Annotated in this window: 13 protein-coding genes; 11 read left to right on the top strand and 2 right to left on the bottom strand. The window is 59.3% G+C overall.

Annotation, left to right across the window (positions count from 1 at the left end; translation table 11 throughout):
* The first annotated feature begins 2 nt into the window (after positions 1-2).
* The 8 genes from gltS (at position 3) to glmM (ending at position 11,767) form a co-directional block, all read left to right on the top strand.
* On the top strand, positions 3-1,214 hold the full coding sequence (gltS, locus tag ACR0NW_RS08570; protein WP_480449998.1) for a sodium/glutamate symporter: 1,212 nt from the start codon (positions 3-5) through the stop codon (positions 1,212-1,214).
* A gap of 9 nt (positions 1,215-1,223) precedes the next feature.
* Complete coding sequence (glyS, locus tag ACR0NW_RS08565; RefSeq protein WP_480449997.1) at positions 1,224-3,443, top strand: glycine--tRNA ligase subunit beta; 2,220 nt, start codon at positions 1,224-1,226, stop codon at positions 3,441-3,443.
* Between the two features lie 69 nt (positions 3,444-3,512).
* Entirely contained in the window at positions 3,513-6,074 is a 2,562-nt protein-coding gene (locus ACR0NW_RS08560; RefSeq protein ID WP_480449996.1) for a putative PEP-binding protein, read from the top strand.
* 186 nt (positions 6,075-6,260) lie between these two features.
* Positions 6,261-6,914 carry a cell wall hydrolase gene (locus ACR0NW_RS08555; protein WP_170651709.1) on the top strand — a complete coding sequence of 218 codons (654 nt, stop codon included), beginning with the start codon at positions 6,261-6,263 and terminating at the stop codon, positions 6,912-6,914.
* Positions 6,915-6,987: 73 nt separating this feature from the next.
* Complete coding sequence (locus ACR0NW_RS08550; RefSeq protein ID WP_480449995.1) at positions 6,988-8,364, top strand: multicopper oxidase family protein; 1,377 nt, start codon at positions 6,988-6,990, stop codon at positions 8,362-8,364.
* 104 nt (positions 8,365-8,468) lie between these two features.
* Positions 8,469-9,389, top strand: a complete 921-nt coding sequence (locus ACR0NW_RS08545; RefSeq protein WP_480449994.1) for a dihydroneopterin aldolase — start codon at positions 8,469-8,471, stop codon at positions 9,387-9,389.
* Entirely contained in the window at positions 9,386-10,384 is a 999-nt protein-coding gene (gene folP, locus ACR0NW_RS08540) for a dihydropteroate synthase (RefSeq protein WP_480449993.1), read from the top strand. Before ACR0NW_RS08545 ends, folP begins: the two co-directional genes overlap by 4 nt.
* Positions 10,385-10,420: 36 nt before the next feature.
* Positions 10,421-11,767, top strand: a complete 1,347-nt coding sequence (gene glmM / locus ACR0NW_RS08535) for a phosphoglucosamine mutase (RefSeq protein WP_480449992.1) — start codon at positions 10,421-10,423, stop codon at positions 11,765-11,767.
* Here the strand turns inward: glmM and ACR0NW_RS08530 are convergent.
* Positions 11,764-12,684 (bottom strand): DMT family transporter, encoded by a 921-nt coding sequence (locus ACR0NW_RS08530; RefSeq protein WP_480449991.1) that lies wholly within the window; start codon positions 12,682-12,684, stop codon positions 11,764-11,766. The two genes, glmM and ACR0NW_RS08530, sit on opposite strands and share 4 nt — an antisense overlap.
* A gap of 145 nt (positions 12,685-12,829) precedes the next feature.
* Between ACR0NW_RS08530 and ACR0NW_RS08525 the strand changes: the two genes are divergently transcribed.
* The gene (locus ACR0NW_RS08525) at positions 12,830-13,321 is read left to right on the top strand and encodes a hypothetical protein (RefSeq protein ID WP_480449990.1); all 492 of its coding nucleotides are present in this window, start codon (positions 12,830-12,832) and stop codon (positions 13,319-13,321) included.
* 63 nt (positions 13,322-13,384) lie between these two features.
* On the opposite strand, the gene ilvC is transcribed toward ACR0NW_RS08525, so the two are convergent.
* Entirely contained in the window at positions 13,385-14,407 is a 1,023-nt protein-coding gene (gene ilvC / locus ACR0NW_RS08520) for a ketol-acid reductoisomerase (RefSeq protein WP_170651715.1), read from the bottom strand.
* Positions 14,408-14,538: 131 nt separating this feature from the next.
* Here ilvC and ACR0NW_RS08515 point away from each other — a divergent pair, with 131 nt between their 5' ends.
* The gene (locus ACR0NW_RS08515; protein WP_170651716.1) at positions 14,539-14,994 is read left to right on the top strand and encodes an Lrp/AsnC family transcriptional regulator; all 456 of its coding nucleotides are present in this window, start codon (positions 14,539-14,541) and stop codon (positions 14,992-14,994) included.
* On the top strand, positions 14,991-15,449 hold the full coding sequence (locus ACR0NW_RS08510) for an Lrp/AsnC family transcriptional regulator (protein ID WP_170651717.1): 459 nt from the start codon (positions 14,991-14,993) through the stop codon (positions 15,447-15,449). Before ACR0NW_RS08515 ends, ACR0NW_RS08510 begins: the two co-directional genes overlap by 4 nt.
* Positions 15,450-15,453 lie beyond the last annotated feature (4 nt).

Below are 15,453 nucleotides of genomic sequence, written 5' to 3'. Positions count from 1 at the left end.
CCATGTTGGCCGAACCTATAGCGATACCCGCCTTCATCACGGTCACGTTGGGGTTCGCCGTTTACCTTGCCGGGTCGGAAATCAACGACCGGATCGAGGCGCTGAGGCGCTATAATATCCCGGAACCCGTGACTGGTGGTCTGCTGGCATCGCTGGCTTTCCTGATCCTGTATTTGTCAGCAGGGATCGAGTTCGAATTCTCGCTGGAACCCCGCGACTTTTTACTGGTTCTGTTCTTCGCAGGCATCGGCCTGAATGCGCGGTTCTCTGACCTGATTGCGGGCGGAAAACCGCTGTTTCTGCTGCTGATCCTGACGCTTGCCAGTATGATCCTTCAGAACGTCATCGGTGTGACTGGGGCCGTGATTTTCGGGTTTCCGGCGCAGGCCGGGGTACTGTTTGGCTCGGCCTCTTTGATCGGGGGGCACGGCACCGCAATCGCGTGGGCACCGCAGGTGGCCGAGGCCACAGGCCTGAATGGCGCGCTGGAACTGGGGGTTGCCGTCGCGACGCTGGGTCTGGTTCTGGCGGCTCTGGTTGGCGGCCCGGTCGCGAAATATCTTGTCGAAAAGCATGACCTGACCCCATCGCGGCCGGACGAAGAACTGACGATCGGCGTGGCCGAGGACGAATTTCGGCCCAACGACATTGATCATCGGTCGATCATGCGGGTGCTGTTGTACCTGAACCTCGCGATCATGCTGGGCTATGGCGCGCATCAGGCGGTTCTGGCGGCGGGGATCAATCTGCCGCTGTTCGTGCCCTGCCTGATCATGGCCATCCTTGTCGCCAACCTGCGCGCCGCGCTTTTCCCGCATCTGCATCCCATATCCCGGACACCGGCGCTGGGCCTAATATCCGAGTTCTCGCTGGGCGCGTTTCTGGCAATGTCACTGATGAGCCTTCAGCTTTGGACAATTGCGGGTCACGGGCTGGCCATCGTCGCAATCATGACGGCGCAGACGCTCTTTACGGTGGCGTTCGTGATCTTTGGCCTCTTCGTGATCATGGGGCGCCGCTATATGTCTGCGGTTCTGGCTTCGGGATTTGCCGGCTTTTCGCTGGGCGCGACACCGACCGCTATCGCCAATATGACCGCCGTGACCAAGCAATATGGCCCGTCGCCTATTGCCTTTATCGTGCTGCCCCTTGTATCCGCATTCTTTGTGGATATCGCCAATGCCATCGTCATCCAGACGATCGTCAATTTCTAAGGACCGACTATGCCCGACCTGCTGATCGAACTGTTTTCCGAGGAAATCCCTGCGCGCATGCAGACCCGCGCCGGTGAAGACCTGAAAAAGCGGATCACCGATGGCTTGGTTGAGGCCGGTTTGACCTATGCCAACGCCGCTTCCCTGACCACGCCGCGCCGCCTGACACTGGCGGTCGAGGGGTTGCTAGACCAAAGCCCGACCATCCGCGAGGAACGCAAGGGGCCGAAAGTAGGCGCGCCGGACAAGGCCATCGAAGGGTTTCTGCGCGGCGCCGGCCTGACCCGCGATCAGCTGGAAGAGCGTGAGACCCCCAAAGGCGCGGTCTATTTCGCCACCATCGAGAAAGCCGGACGTCCCGCAGCCGAGATCGTGGCCGAAGTGCTTGAGGCGACGATCCGGAATTTCCCCTGGCCCAAATCCATGCGCTGGGGCAGCGGCAACATGCGTTGGGTGCGCCCGCTGCATTCGATCCTGTGCATCCTGACCGACGAAACCGGCGCGCAGGTGGTGCCGCTGGAGGTCGAAGGGATCAAATCCGGCGACACGACCGAAGGTCACCGTTTCATGGCGCCGGGCCGGTTCCCGGTCACCTCTTTCGAAGATTACGCCGCCAAGCTGAAACGCGCCTTTGTGGTGCTGTCACCGCAGGAACGCGCCGAACACATCTGGAACGACGCGCAGAACATGGCGTTTGCTGCCGGTTTGGAAGTGGTCGATGACAAGGGCCTGCTGGACGAAGTTGCAGGGCTGGTCGAGTGGCCCGTCGTGCTGATGGGGCAGATTGACGACGAGTTTCTGGAGCTGCCGCCCGAGGTGCTGCAAACCTCGATGAAGGAACATCAGAAATTCTTTTCGGTTCGCAATCCCAAAACCGGCCGGATTGAGCGGTTCATTACCGTCGCCAACCGCGAAACAACCGACAACGGCGCAACCATTCTGGCGGGGAACCAAAAGGTGCTGTCGGCGCGTCTGGCAGATGCCAAGTTCTTCTGGGAGAACGACCTGCGCGTCGCCAAATCTGATATGAGCCAGTGGACCCGCGCGCTGGAGAATGTGACCTTCCACAACAAGCTGGGCACACAGGCCGAACGGATCGAGCGTATCGCGGCACTTGCCCGCGAGCTGGCCCCCGTAACGGGTGCCGATGCTGATCAGGCCGAGAAGGCCGCGCGTCTGGCCAAGGCCGATCTGAATTCCGAGATGGTCTATGAATTCCCCGAACTTCAGGGCCTTATGGGCCGCTACTATATCGAAGCCGCGGGGGAAGATGCTGCCGTGGCTGCGGTGGCGCAGGAGCATTATTCGCCACTGGGCCCGTCGGATGACGTGCCGACCGCGCCGCTGTCGGTGACAGTGGCGCTGGCCGACAAGCTGGACACGATGACCGGTTTCTGGGCGATTGATGAGAAGCCGACCGGTTCGAAAGACCCATTTGCCCTGCGCCGGGCGGCGTTGGGGCTAATTCGGTTGGTTTTGGAAAACGATCTAAGAATGCGACTAGATCGCTTCTTCGATAGCCAGCTGCTTCGCGCTGAATGCTTTATTGATGGCAGTTTGCCTGTAGAAGAAGTCTCTGAATTGCTAAAGGAAATTGCAGAGCACGGCGTGTTTGGAGCAGCATTCCAGACTGTTAAAGAAAGACTTGAAGGTCTGCCCGGGACTGCCTTTCTTGAGCTTGAGAAAAAAGTACCTGATATTTCGGACAATCTTCTTTCCTTCTTCCACGACCGCCTCAAAGTATTCCTTCGCGACGAGGGCATTCGCCATGACATCATCGACGCCTGCATCGCGATGGAGGGCAATGACGACCTCAACCTGCTGGTCAAACGCGCCCGCGCGCTGAATGCGGTGATTGCGACCGAGGATGGCGAGAACCTCGTGCAGGGATTCAAGCGCGCCAACAACATTCTGACCCAGGCCGAGGAAAAGGATGGTGTGGAATATTCTTACGGCGCGGACCTCAAATTTGCGGAAACCGACAGCGAAAAGGCGCTGTTTGCGGCGCTTGAGGCTGCGCAGGCCAAGATCGATCCGGCGCTGAAAGCCGAGGATTTTCCGACCGCCATGTCCGCCATGGCCGCGTTGCGCGGACCCATCGATGCGTTCTTTGAGGATGTTCAAGTCAACACCGACAACGACATCCTGCGCCGCAACCGCCTGAACCTGCTGAGCCAGATCAGGCAGGTCTGCTCCAGCGTTGCGGACCTGACCAGAATCGAAGGTTGATCACCGCGGCGCGCGGCAACGCGCGCCCGACATCGCCCTTGCGCCACCCGCGCAGGCCCTTATGCTGCGTTGAAACCAAAAGGTGCCGCAGTGCAGAATAATCCGCATACCACGCTTATCACATCCACCGCGCCCGTTGCGGCCAACACCCATGGCGGCCGCGCGAAATGCCTGCAACGTCTGGTCCGGCTTGACCTGCCGGTACCGCGCACCGTCGCGCTGTCCTTTGACTCGGTCCATCATATCGCCGAAGGCCAGATGCCCGACATCGCCGCCATTCTGGAACAATTCGATCCTACGGCGCTGCTGTGCGTGCGGCCCAGCTCGGAAGATCCGGACTGGGGCGGGCCGGGGGCCGTTCTGAATATCGGCATGAACGATGCGCGCTATGTTGATCTGTCGGATCGGATGGGAGTCGAGGCGGCGGCGGCGCTGTATCTGCGGTTCGTGCAAAGCTATGCCATCCACGTGGCGCGGCTGGATGCGGATGTGTTTGACGACATCGAGGCCGATGGACGAGAAGGGCTGCGCCAATCGCTGCGCGCCTATGAGGATGAGACGGACGAAGCCTTTCCGCAGAATCGTGGCGAACAGTTGAGCGCCGTGTTGCGGTCGATGGCCCGCGCGTGGGAGGGGACCTCGGCTCGCCTGCTGCGGCAGGCCAAGGGCGCACCGGCAGATGCCGGGCTTGGGCTGGTCGTGCAAGAGATGATCCCCGGTGTCGGGCAGGGCGAATGCGGTTCGGGCGTATTGCAGCTTGTCGATCCGGTCACCGGAATGCCGCAGATCACGGGGCGGTATCTGAGCCAGAGCCAGGGGCGCGACGCGCTGGGCGAGGGCGTATCGGCGCTGTATCTGGAAAAGGACCCGCGCGGAACCGCGCTTGAAGATGTGGCGCCCGACGCCTTTGCGGACCTCAAATCCCATGCCGCGTTAATGCGTGTGAAGCTGCGCGAGGAAATGCAGGTGGAATTTGTGATCGAAAGCGGTCACGTCCATATCCTTGATGGTGTCCGGGTACAGCGCAGCGCCCGCGCCGCCATGCGCATCGCCGTCCGGCTCGCCGAGGATGGTATCATCACACCGCAAGAGGCGGTGATGCGCGTCGACCCGCATTCTTTGAACGAATTGTTGCACCGTCAGGTACACCCTGAAACGGAACGCGATGTTCTGACCACCGGGATCGCCGCCAGCCCCGGCGCAGCAACGGGGAAAATCGTGTTTACCGCAGCCGAGGCACAGGCCAGCGCGGCACGGGGCGAGCCCTGCATTCTGGTGCGGCGCGAAACCTCGCCCGAGGATGTGCGGGGCATGCATGCCGCCGTCGCCGTTTTGACCGAAAAGGGTGGGATGACCAGCCACGCCGCCGTGATCGGGCGCGGTCTGGGATTGCCCTGCATTGTCGGCGCATCCGAGATGCGGTTTCAGACCAAGAAGAAATTGCTGACCGCTCCGGACGGGCGCGTGTTCAAAACCGGAGATGTTCTGACCATCGACGGCAGTTCGGGTCAGGTTCTGGCCGGTCAGCCCGAGATGTTGGAAGCCGCGCTTGACGATTGTTTTCAGACGCTGATGGGATGGGCCGATGCTGAACGCGACATCGGCATCCGTGCTAATGCGGATACGCCTGCCGACGCGCAAACGGCGCGGAACTTTGACGCGCAGGGCATTGGGCTGTGCCGAACCGAGCATATGTTCTTTGATCCGGGCCGCCTGACGGTGATGCGCGAGATGATTTTTGCGCAAACCTCATCCGGGCGGGCGGCGGTGCTGGAACGCCTTTTGCCGATGCAGCGCGAGGATTTCGTGCAGCTGTTCCGCATCATGGAAGGGCAGCCGGTTTGCATCCGCTTGTTTGATCCGCCACTGCACGAGTTCCTGCCGACAACCCGCACCGGGCAGAGAGAACTGGCCGAAGCACTTGATTTGCCGGTTTCGGATGTCGAGCGCCGGGTCGAGGCCATGCGCGAATACAACCCCATGCTGGGTCTGCGCGGGGTTCGGCTAGGCGTCACCCTGCCGGAAATCTACGACATGCAGGCCCGCGCGATCTTTGAAGCGACCGTCGAGGCCAGCAAAAACGGCGCAGCAGTGGTGCCCGAGGTCATGATCCCATTGGTTTCGGCCAAACGCGAGGTTGAGCTGGTCAAAGCCCGCATTGATACGGTGGCCGCATCGGTGGCGTCCGAACAGGGGCAGGATTTCGACTATCGCCTAGGGGTGATGGTGGAAACACCACGGGCTTGCCTGCGGGCCGACGAAATCGCGCCCAACACAGCGTTTTTGAGTTTCGGTACCAACGACCTGACACAAATGACCTATGGTCTGTCGCGCGATGATGCGGGGCGGTTCATGTCGGCCTATGTCCGGCAGGGGGTGTTTGTGGAGGATCCGTTCCATGTTTTGGACCACGACGGCGTCGGCGAATTGCTGAAACTGGGGGCCGAGCGGGGAAGGGCGGCGCAGCCGGATGTTACGCTTTCGGTTTGTGGTGAACATGGTGGTAACCCCGAATCAATCGCGATTTGCAGGGCCTTGGGCTTTGACTATGTGTCGTGTTCACCGTTCCGGGTTCCGGTCGCTCGGCTGGCTTCCGCTCAACTGGCGATTTCGTCCAAACTTGGGGGTTGACACAGCGCAAGGCCCCAAGGATTAGTGGGTTTGGGATGGACCTGTGGTTAAAGTTTTTGACCTTACGGGCGAATTTCCTCTTGCAATTTTTTGTGATCTGGACGTCTCGCATCGTCTGGGGTAGAAGCCTCGTCGCGCCCGCCGGGGGAGGGTATGGCGCGTTAGTGCCTGTGCGAGGTTTTCTGAATGCTACGCTATGTTGTTGCTGCTGCCATTTCGATGGCAATTGTTTTGCCGAACGTATCCTTCGCCGAGAGGGAGTCCGCAAGATCAGAATCGATCGAAGTTGTATCCAGGAATGACCCGAGCGATATGCCCGGGCAAAAGTTCCGGGAATATCTGTCTGTTTTCAAATCCAAGGACAAGGTCGAACCGGTTCAGGTAAGCTATACCAAGAACTGGCTGGACGAGCGTCCGAAAGCGTCAGGTGACGAAAACTGGAAGTGTCTGGCCGAGGCCCTGTACTTTGAAGCCCGCGGCGAGAGCGTCAAGGGTCAGTTTGCGGTTGCCGAAGTCATACTGAACCGCGTTGAAAGCAGCCGCTTTCCCAATTCGCTTTGCGGCGTGATCAAGCAGGGAACCGGCCGCAAGTACCAGTGTCAGTTCACTTATACCTGTGATGGGCATAAGGAAATCATCTCTGAAAAGCAGGCATATGAGCGTGTTTCCAAGGTTGCGCGAGCCGCGATTGATGGGGTGTCCGTTGGTCTGACCGATGGCGCAACCCACTACCATACGAAGGCGGTTCGCCCTTCATGGTCGCGCGTCTACAAGGAAACGGCCCGGATCGGTGTGCATATCTTTTACCGCCACAACTATCGCACGGCGAGCAGCAACTGATTGACGCACCCGCGCTGGAACCTCTATGGCGCGAGAAAATCTGAACCCTATATTGCGGGCCAGGAGGCCCGCAATGCGTTTTAACCGAAGACAATTCCTTCAGATTGTAACTGCGATTTCGTTGGTTCCGGCGACTGCGCGGGCGTCCTTACGGACTCTGGAGGCGCGCGAGGCGGATCAACAGATCGCGCCTGACGGTTATGGTCCGACGCGGATTTGGGGATATGAAGGCTGCGCGCCGGGGCCGGAGATCCGTGTGGCACAGGGCGCACGTGTTCAGCGCCAGTTGATCAACAGCCTGCCGCAGCCAACCGCCGTGCATTGGCACGGAATTCGCATCAAAAACGCCATGGACGGCGTACCCGGCCTGACACAGGACGTCGTGAAGCCGGGGGATCATTTTGACTACGATTTCGTTGCACAGGATGCCGGAACATATTGGTATCACTCCCATAACCGGTCGATGGAGCAGGTGGCGCGTGGGCTTTATGGCCCGCTGATTATTGATGAGCTCAGCCCGCCCGACATTGATCGGGATATGACCCTTATGCTGGATGACTGGCGTATCGATCCCGACACCGTTCAGATCGCAAGTAATTTCGACAACGGGCATGACCTGAGCCATGCGGGCCGGCTGGGCAATATCGTCACGGTGAACGGGCGTTTTGACCCGACCTATCCGGTTAAACGCAACGAACGGCTGAGGTTGCGGATAATCAACGCGGCAAATGCGCGGATATTCGAAATTGGAGTGCAAGGGCTGAAGGGATGGATTGCGGCCGTGGACGGGATGCCTTTGGCGAAACCGCAGGCAATCACCGGCGCGTTTTCGTTAGCGCCTGCTCAACGCGCGGACCTGATTGTAGATGTAACGGCAGAGGTCGGCAGCGCCGCCAATCTTGTGAGTATCGAGCGGGACGGCAGTTTCGGTCTGACCCGGTTCGATGTTTCCGGTCAACATTCTCGGAGCGCCCGAGCGGGAGTAAAACCTTTGCCTGCCAACAATATGCCGGACATCGTTGATGTTAACAGCGCACAGCAACACCGGATGGTTCTGCAGGGCGGCGCTATGCGTTGGTTGGAAAAGGCCCGCATTGGCGAGGTTGATTTGTCAGGCCGTGAACTGGCCGATCTTGGACGGTTCTGGGCGTTGAATGGTCATGCCGAGCGCCCCGAAGCACCATTTCTGGAGGCAGCCAGAGGTACCGTGCACCGGATCGATTTTGTTAATGAAACCATGTTCCCCCACGCCATGCACTTGCACGGCCACCACTTTCGTTTGGTTTCGGGGGACGGCACATTAGGGCCGTGGCGCGATACCGTTCTGGTGGACCGAGGAGAGACCCGGCAGATCGTGTTGGTGGCGGATAATCCGGGCGACTGGCTGTTGCATTGTCATATGCTGGGTCATGCCGCTTCGGGTATGATGAGTTGGTTCCGCGTTACCTGACGCCGCATTCAAGCGCTGGTATGGCGTTTGCGTGGGTGCTATAGGCCCGCGCAACGTATAATTTGTGCAGACCTGTCTGCAGAGCCCGAAAAGGCCGAAAAACCATGAGTTCTGAAATCCGTCTTGCCTTTGCGCACCCCTCGGAACGGTCCGAGGCGACCGCGCCCCTTGGCCCGCTGGACCGCATCTCGTTGCGTGACCACATAGTCGAGGTCGAGATCGGCGCCTTTCAGGCCGAGCGGGGTACCACCCAGCGCATTTGTTTTAACATCGTGGTCGAAGTAAAGCCGCTGACAGACCCGATTGATGACGACGTCGATCGCATCCTGTCTTACGACCGTGTGACCGAAGCGATCGCCTTTGAGCTTGCGGCAGAGCGTCTGAACCTGCTGGAAACTCTGGCCGAGCGTGTGGCCGAACGTATCCTGCTTGAACCGCAGGCCGTACGTGCCTTTGTTCGCATCGAAAAACTGGACCGCGGCCCGGGCGCGCTGGGGGTCGAGATCGTGCGGGGCAAGGATGCGGTCCACCACGACGTCACCGAGGAAGAGCGTCCGCACCCGCGTCTGGTGTTTCTGGCGAATGAGGCCATTGCATCCGAAAACCTCTCTGTCTGGATTGATCAGCTGGAAAGCCGGAAACGGCCCCTGATCCTGTGCGTCGGCGCTGCCGAAGTGCCGGTTTCCCAGACCGGTCACGCAATGACGCAGCGGCGGATCGATCTTTTGGCCATCGAACAGAACGCATGGGTTCTGGCAGCCCGGGATCATCGCTGCGTGGTCGTTTCCACCCGGACCGAACTGGACTGGGCGATGAAGAACGGACAGATCTGCGTCTGGGCCCCGTCGAAAATCGTGCTGGATGCGGTGGACGGACCTTCGGCCAAGCCATCTGATGCGGTGGCGTTGGCGGCATGGTTCGCGGCCACGTTCGAGGCCAGCGAAATGCTGGTGATCGGCGGTGAGCTGCCGGACAAGCCCAGCGTTCCCTTGCGGGCCCTTCCGGTGGAGCAAAGTCAACTGTGACCCGATACTACCGTCCGCTGGTGCAAAACGGGCGTGTGCGTCCTGCTGAGGCTGTTTCGCTGGCCGGGCAGGATTTGTGGTTTACCCATGTCGAGGTGTTAAGCCGCGATGCCGGATCAGAGGTCGTTGCGGTTTCAGATATTTCCTCCGAAGCGCTTGAACGCCTGACCAGCCCGCGTGCACCGATCGCCGGGCTCGGTATGAACCAGCCGCACATCATGGGTATCCTTAACGCCACTCCGGACAGCTTTTCGGACGGCGGCAGGCACAACTCGGTAGATTCTGCGCGGGCTGCGGCTGCAGAAATGGTTTCTCATGGCGCAACAATTCTGGATATCGGGGGGGAATCTACACGGCCCGGTGCGAATTTTGTGCCCGAAGACGAAGAAATTTCGCGGACCGAACCGTTGGTCAGGGCCATTCGGGATGCAACCGATGCGCTGATATCCATCGACACCCGCAAGGCAGGGGTGGCCAAGGCCGCGTGTGCCGCAGGTGCCGGTCTGGTCAATGACGTAACCGGATTTACCTTTGATCCGGACCTTGCGCCTTTTTGCGCTACAGCGCAGATGCCCGTATGTGCCATGCATATTCAGGGCGACCCCGCGACCATGCAGGATGATCCGCAATACGATGATGTTCTGCTGGATGTGTATGACTTTCTTGAAAACCGCGTGAAGCATCTGGAAGGCTTGGGGATGGACCGGCGGAAGATCGTCGTCGATCCGGGTATCGGTTTTGGAAAGACCGAGGAACACAATCTGACCCTACTCAAAAATCTGAGCCTTTTCCACGGGTTGGGATGTGTTCTTCTATTGGGTGTGTCACGCAAGGGTTTCATCGGTCGCATTGGGAACGAAACGCGCAAGGACGCCCGCGCGCCGGGTTCGATTGCTGTGGCGTTGGCAGGGCTGGCGCAGGGTGTGCAGATCATTCGGGTGCATGACGTTGCCGAGACGGCTCAGGCCTTGCGCCTGTGGGCCGCCGTCCGGTAGGTCTGTCTCGTCAAAGGACCATTGGAGACACAACTGATGCGCAAGCTGTTCGGAACCGACGGGGTGCGGGGCACCGCAAATACCCATCCGATGACCGCCGAAATGGCCTTGCGCATCGGCGCGGCGGTCGGGAGGTATTTTCGCAGGGATTCCTCGGGCGTGCACCGGGTGGTGATTGGCAAGGATACCCGTCTGTCCGGCTATATGTTCGAAAATGCGCTGACGGCGGGTCTGACATCGACCGGAATGAATGTGCTTTTGCTGGGTCCGGTGCCAACTCCGGCGGTCGGTCTGATGACCCGGTCGATGCGGGCGGATCTTGGGGTCATGATCTCGGCCAGTCATAACCCTGCAGACGACAACGGCATCAAGTTCTTTGGTCCCGATGGTTTCAAGCTGTCGGATCAGGCCGAGATCGAGATCGAAAAGCTGATCGACGAAGGTGTGAATGCTGCACAAGCTCACAACATCGGTCGCGCCCGGCGGGTTGATGATGCCCGGTTCCGCTATGGTGAACGGGTCAAATCTTCGCTGCCGCGCGATTTGCGGCTGGATGGGCTGAAAGTGGTGATCGACTGCGCGAATGGCGCGGCGCACCGAACCGCGCCCGAGGTCCTGTGGGAACTCGGCGCCGACGTCATACCGGTTGGAATTGCCCCCAACGGCAAGAACATCAACCTCGGCTGCGGATCCACCCAGCCGCAGGTGGCCTCGGAAACAGTGGTCGCCCATGGGGCGGATGTAGGTATCTGCCTTGACGGAGACGCGGACCGGGTCGTGGTGATCGACGAACAGGGCAACGTTGCTGATGGTGATCAGTTGATGGCCCTGCTGGCGTCGCGCTGGGCTTCATCCGGTCAGTTGAAAGGCGATGCGCTGGTTGCAACGGTCATGTCGAACCTCGGCCTTGAACGGCATCTGCAATCGCAAAACCTGCGCCTTGAGCGTACGGCAGTCGGCGACCGATATGTCGTTGAGCGGATGAGAGAAGGTGGTTTCAACCTTGGCGGTGAACAATCGGGCCATATCGTGATGAGCGATTATGCAACCACCGGCGACGGTTTGATGGCGGGACTTCATTTTCTGGCTGAAATGGTCCTGTCAGGCCGATCGGCTTCGGAACTGGCACGCCAGTTTGAACCGGTGCCACAGCTGTTGAAGAACGTGCGTTTTGGCGAGGGGCTGGCGCCGCTGGACCTGCCGAAGGTTCAGAACGCCATCGCCGAGGCCGAAGGGGCGTTGAACGGAAAGGGGCGGCTGTTGATCCGCAAATCCGGCACCGAGCCGCTGATTCGAGTGATGGCAGAGTGCGAAGACGAGGCTTTGCTGGAGCGCACGGTGGATTTCGTTGTGGAGGCTGTTTCCAGCGCGGTGTCCGTCTAGGACCGTGTGAACAGTCTGCGCAAAGCGCCGAACTGACTGAGAACCAGCCCGGCCAGAATAAGCAGCAACGCCCACAACAGCGTCGGCGGCAGCGGTTCGCCCAGAAACACCGCGCCCAAAATTACCGCCCAGACCGGAACCTGATAGTTTGTCAGGCTCATGAAAACCGGTCCGGCGGTGCGCACGACGGTCACGCGCAGAATGTTCGCTGCCGCAGTCGGCACCATGCCGAGAAACGCCACCAAAAGAAATGTACGTCTGTCGGGCAGGGTGGGCGGCCCTTCCGCAATCCATGCCATTGGCACAATTGCAACCGCTCCGATCAACAGCAAGACGGTGGACAGCCCGATCGGATCTACCGGAGGAAGTCGGCGCATCAGAATGGATCCGATTGCATAGCAGGCAGCGGCGGATAGGCAGGCCAGCCGTCCCGGCAATTCGCGCGCCGAGCCAGAGCTTTCAAACGCTTGAGATCCGATCAGCAGCGCCACGCCCGCAAAGCCAATGCAGAATCCGACCGCCCGGCGCAGACTCATCCTTTCGCCTGGCACAAAAAAATGCGCCATCGGAACGATCATCAGGGCTATGGAGGCCATTGAAACACCGGTAAAGCCCGAGGTGACATATTGCTGGCCCCAGGAAATCAGGGAAAACGGCACGGCCGAGGACAGCAGCCCGATGATGATCAGAGAAATCAGGCAGTCCCGATCCGGCGGAGCGGCCAGCAACCGCCCGCCCATGGCCTGCCACAGCACCGTGCTCAGCAGGGCACCAAACCCGATCCGATAGGCGGCCAGCCAGAATGGTGTCATGTTTTCCAGTGCAAGCTCAATGACAAGAAAAGTGCCGCCCCAAACAAAGCCCAGGGCCGCGATCATGGCCCAGCTTTTTAGCGTGATCTGTGGGGTTTCGGTCATGCGTGATCCGGTCGAAAACTACTTGCGGTTACATAGCGGGAAGGACGTGGTGTTTGTGTGGAAACATGCCTTGTCATTCGAAAATACACAAAGGATAAATGGCGCAATTATAATATGTTGTGGAGACTTTTTTGTGCAGAAATTCGTGAAAAGAACCCTGGTGACCGCTGCTTTGACGCTTGGTGCCAGCACTGCAATGGCAGACATGTCCGTTGCGTTGCAGGGCGGATGGGATGGCAAGCGCGTACCGAAAGGGCAGCAATGCACATTGTTCGGGGGCAAGGGGGCAACTCCGCCGATGCAGGTGAGCGGGCTGCCAAATGGTACGGCCTGGGTCTATGTCGAATACAACGACCGTAGCTATCGCCCGCTTTCAAAAAACGGCGGTCACGGGGTAATCGGATATCCTGTCAAAGGAAGTTCCGCCGAGTTGTATTCGGTGCCCGGACTGAAGGGCAGTCTGCCGGGCAAGGCCAAGGTGATTTCGGCTGCACGCGGCACGGGTCAATATGAATCCGCAGGTTATCTGCCACCATGCTCGGGCGGCAGGAACAACCTCTATTTTGCAGTCGTCAAGGCGGTGTCTGCTGACGGCAAGACCCTTGAGAAAAAGAAGATCGAAATCGGTCGCTACTGATTGATGCGAATAAAAAAAGGCGCCCGATTTGGGCGCCTTTGCAGATGCTGCGGCATCTGTTGATCAGTTCTTTTCCTGATCAACCAGCTTGCCAGCCGAAATCCACGGCATCATGTCGCGCAGTTTCTTGCCAACCTGTTCGATCTGATGCTCGTCATTGTGACGACGGGCCGCTTTGATGGTCGGTTGACCAACAGCGTTCTCAAGCATGAAGTCACGTACGAACTTGCCGGTCTGGATGTCCGACAGGGTCTCTTTCATCGCCTTCTTGGTCTGCTCATAGGGCAGGATGCGCGGGCCGGTTACGTACTGGCCGTACTCGGCAGTGTTCGAGATCGAGTAATCCATGTTCGCGATGCCGCCTTCATAGATCAGGTCAACGATCAGCTTGGTTTCGTGCAGGCACTCGAAATAGGCCATTTCAGGTGCATAGCCTGCCTCGACCAGAGTCTCGAAACCGCAGCGGATCAGTTCGACGATACCGCCGCACAGAACGGCTTGCTCGCCGAACAGGTCGGTTTCGCATTCTTCGCGGAAGTTGGTCTCGATGATGCCCGAGCGTCCGCCACCAATGGCCGAGCAGTAGGACAGACCGATTTCCAGCGCCTTGCCGGTCGCGTCCTTGTCCACGGCAACCAGACAGGGCACGCCGCCGCCTTTGACATATTCGCCGCGTACGGTGTGGCCGGGGCCCTTGGGGGCCATCATGATGACGTCGACGCCTTCTTTCGGCTCGATCAGACCGAAATGCACGTTTAGGCCGTGTGCGAATGCGATGGCAGCGCCCGGCTTGATGTTGTCGTGAACGTATTTCTTGTAGGTCTCGGCCTGCAGTTCGTCGGGCATGGTGAACATGATGACGTCGCACCAAGCCGCCGCTTCGGCGATACCCATGACTTCCAGACCTTCGGCTTCGGCCTTCTTGGCCGATGCGGAACCCTCGCGCAGAGCGACGACAAGGTTCTTCGCGCCCGAGTCGCGCAGGTTCAGCGCGTGGGCGTGGCCCTGGCTGCCGTAACCCAGGATGGCCACTTTTTTGTCTTTGATCAGGTTGATGTCGCAATCGCGATCGTAATAGACGCGCATTTCGCCGGTCCTTTCAGTTTTGATTGCCGTGCTTTTATAGGGCCGAAACAGTATTGGCGAGGGCGATGGGATCGAGTATTCAGGAATGATCGAAAGAATAATTCGCAATACTGGAAAAAGTCGAAAAAATCATGCTGGACGATACTGACCGGCGTATCCTGCGTCATTTTCAGGCCGAACCCAGCCTGTCGACCGCTGAACTGGCTGAACGTTGCAGGATCTCTCAGGGCGTGTGCTGGCGCCGGATCGAAAAGATGCAATCCGCAGGGATAATCGAAGGTCAGGAGGCGGTCATCGACTGGACAGCCCTAGGCTATGCCGTTGAGGTATCGTTGCGGGTGACGTTGGACAAAACGCAGCCGCGCGCCTTTGATGAATTCATTGCCGGGGCGCGTCAGGTGCCCGAGGTGATCGAGATTCAGACGTTTCTGGGCCGGGTGGACGTTCGTTTGTCAGTTCTGGCACGTGATATGTCCCACTATCAAAAGCTGTATCGCGACCGAATCCTGCCCTTGCCGCACATCGCGGATATCGAGGCGCTGATGCATATCGCACGGGTGAAACGTGATGAGGTGCTACCGGTATGATCGAACTGGACGATGTTGACAGACAGCTTTTGCGCGCGCTGGCGCAGGACGCTACGCAAAGCGCAGGCGCACTGGGACGCAAGTTCGGACTGTCCCAGCCAGCGACGTGGCGGCGCATTCGGCGTCTGGAGGATGCAGGTGTCATCAAAGGGCGCCGTTTGCGTTTGAATGCCGAGGCGCTGGGATTTGGTGTCACCGTCTTTTTGGGCGTGAAACTTGCGCGGAAAGGGCAGATCAGTCTGGAGGATTTCGAGCGCGCCGTCAGCGCCATCCCCGAGGTGCAAACCGTCGAACATGTTCTGGGGCTCTATGACTATCGTCTGCGGGTTGTTGCCCGGGACCTTTCCGATTTCGAGCGGGTTTTGCGGCGACGGATCATGACTTTGCCCGGCGCCGGTGATGTCGAAGCAAATGTTCTGCTCAGCGAGGAGCGTCTTCCAGGCCCCATCGGCTGACGCA

The sequence above is a fragment of the Ruegeria sp. CF5 genome, from assembly GCF_056537325.1.
Note: the sequence above shows the minus strand (reverse complement) of the source record. Positions and strands in the feature narration are given on the sequence as shown.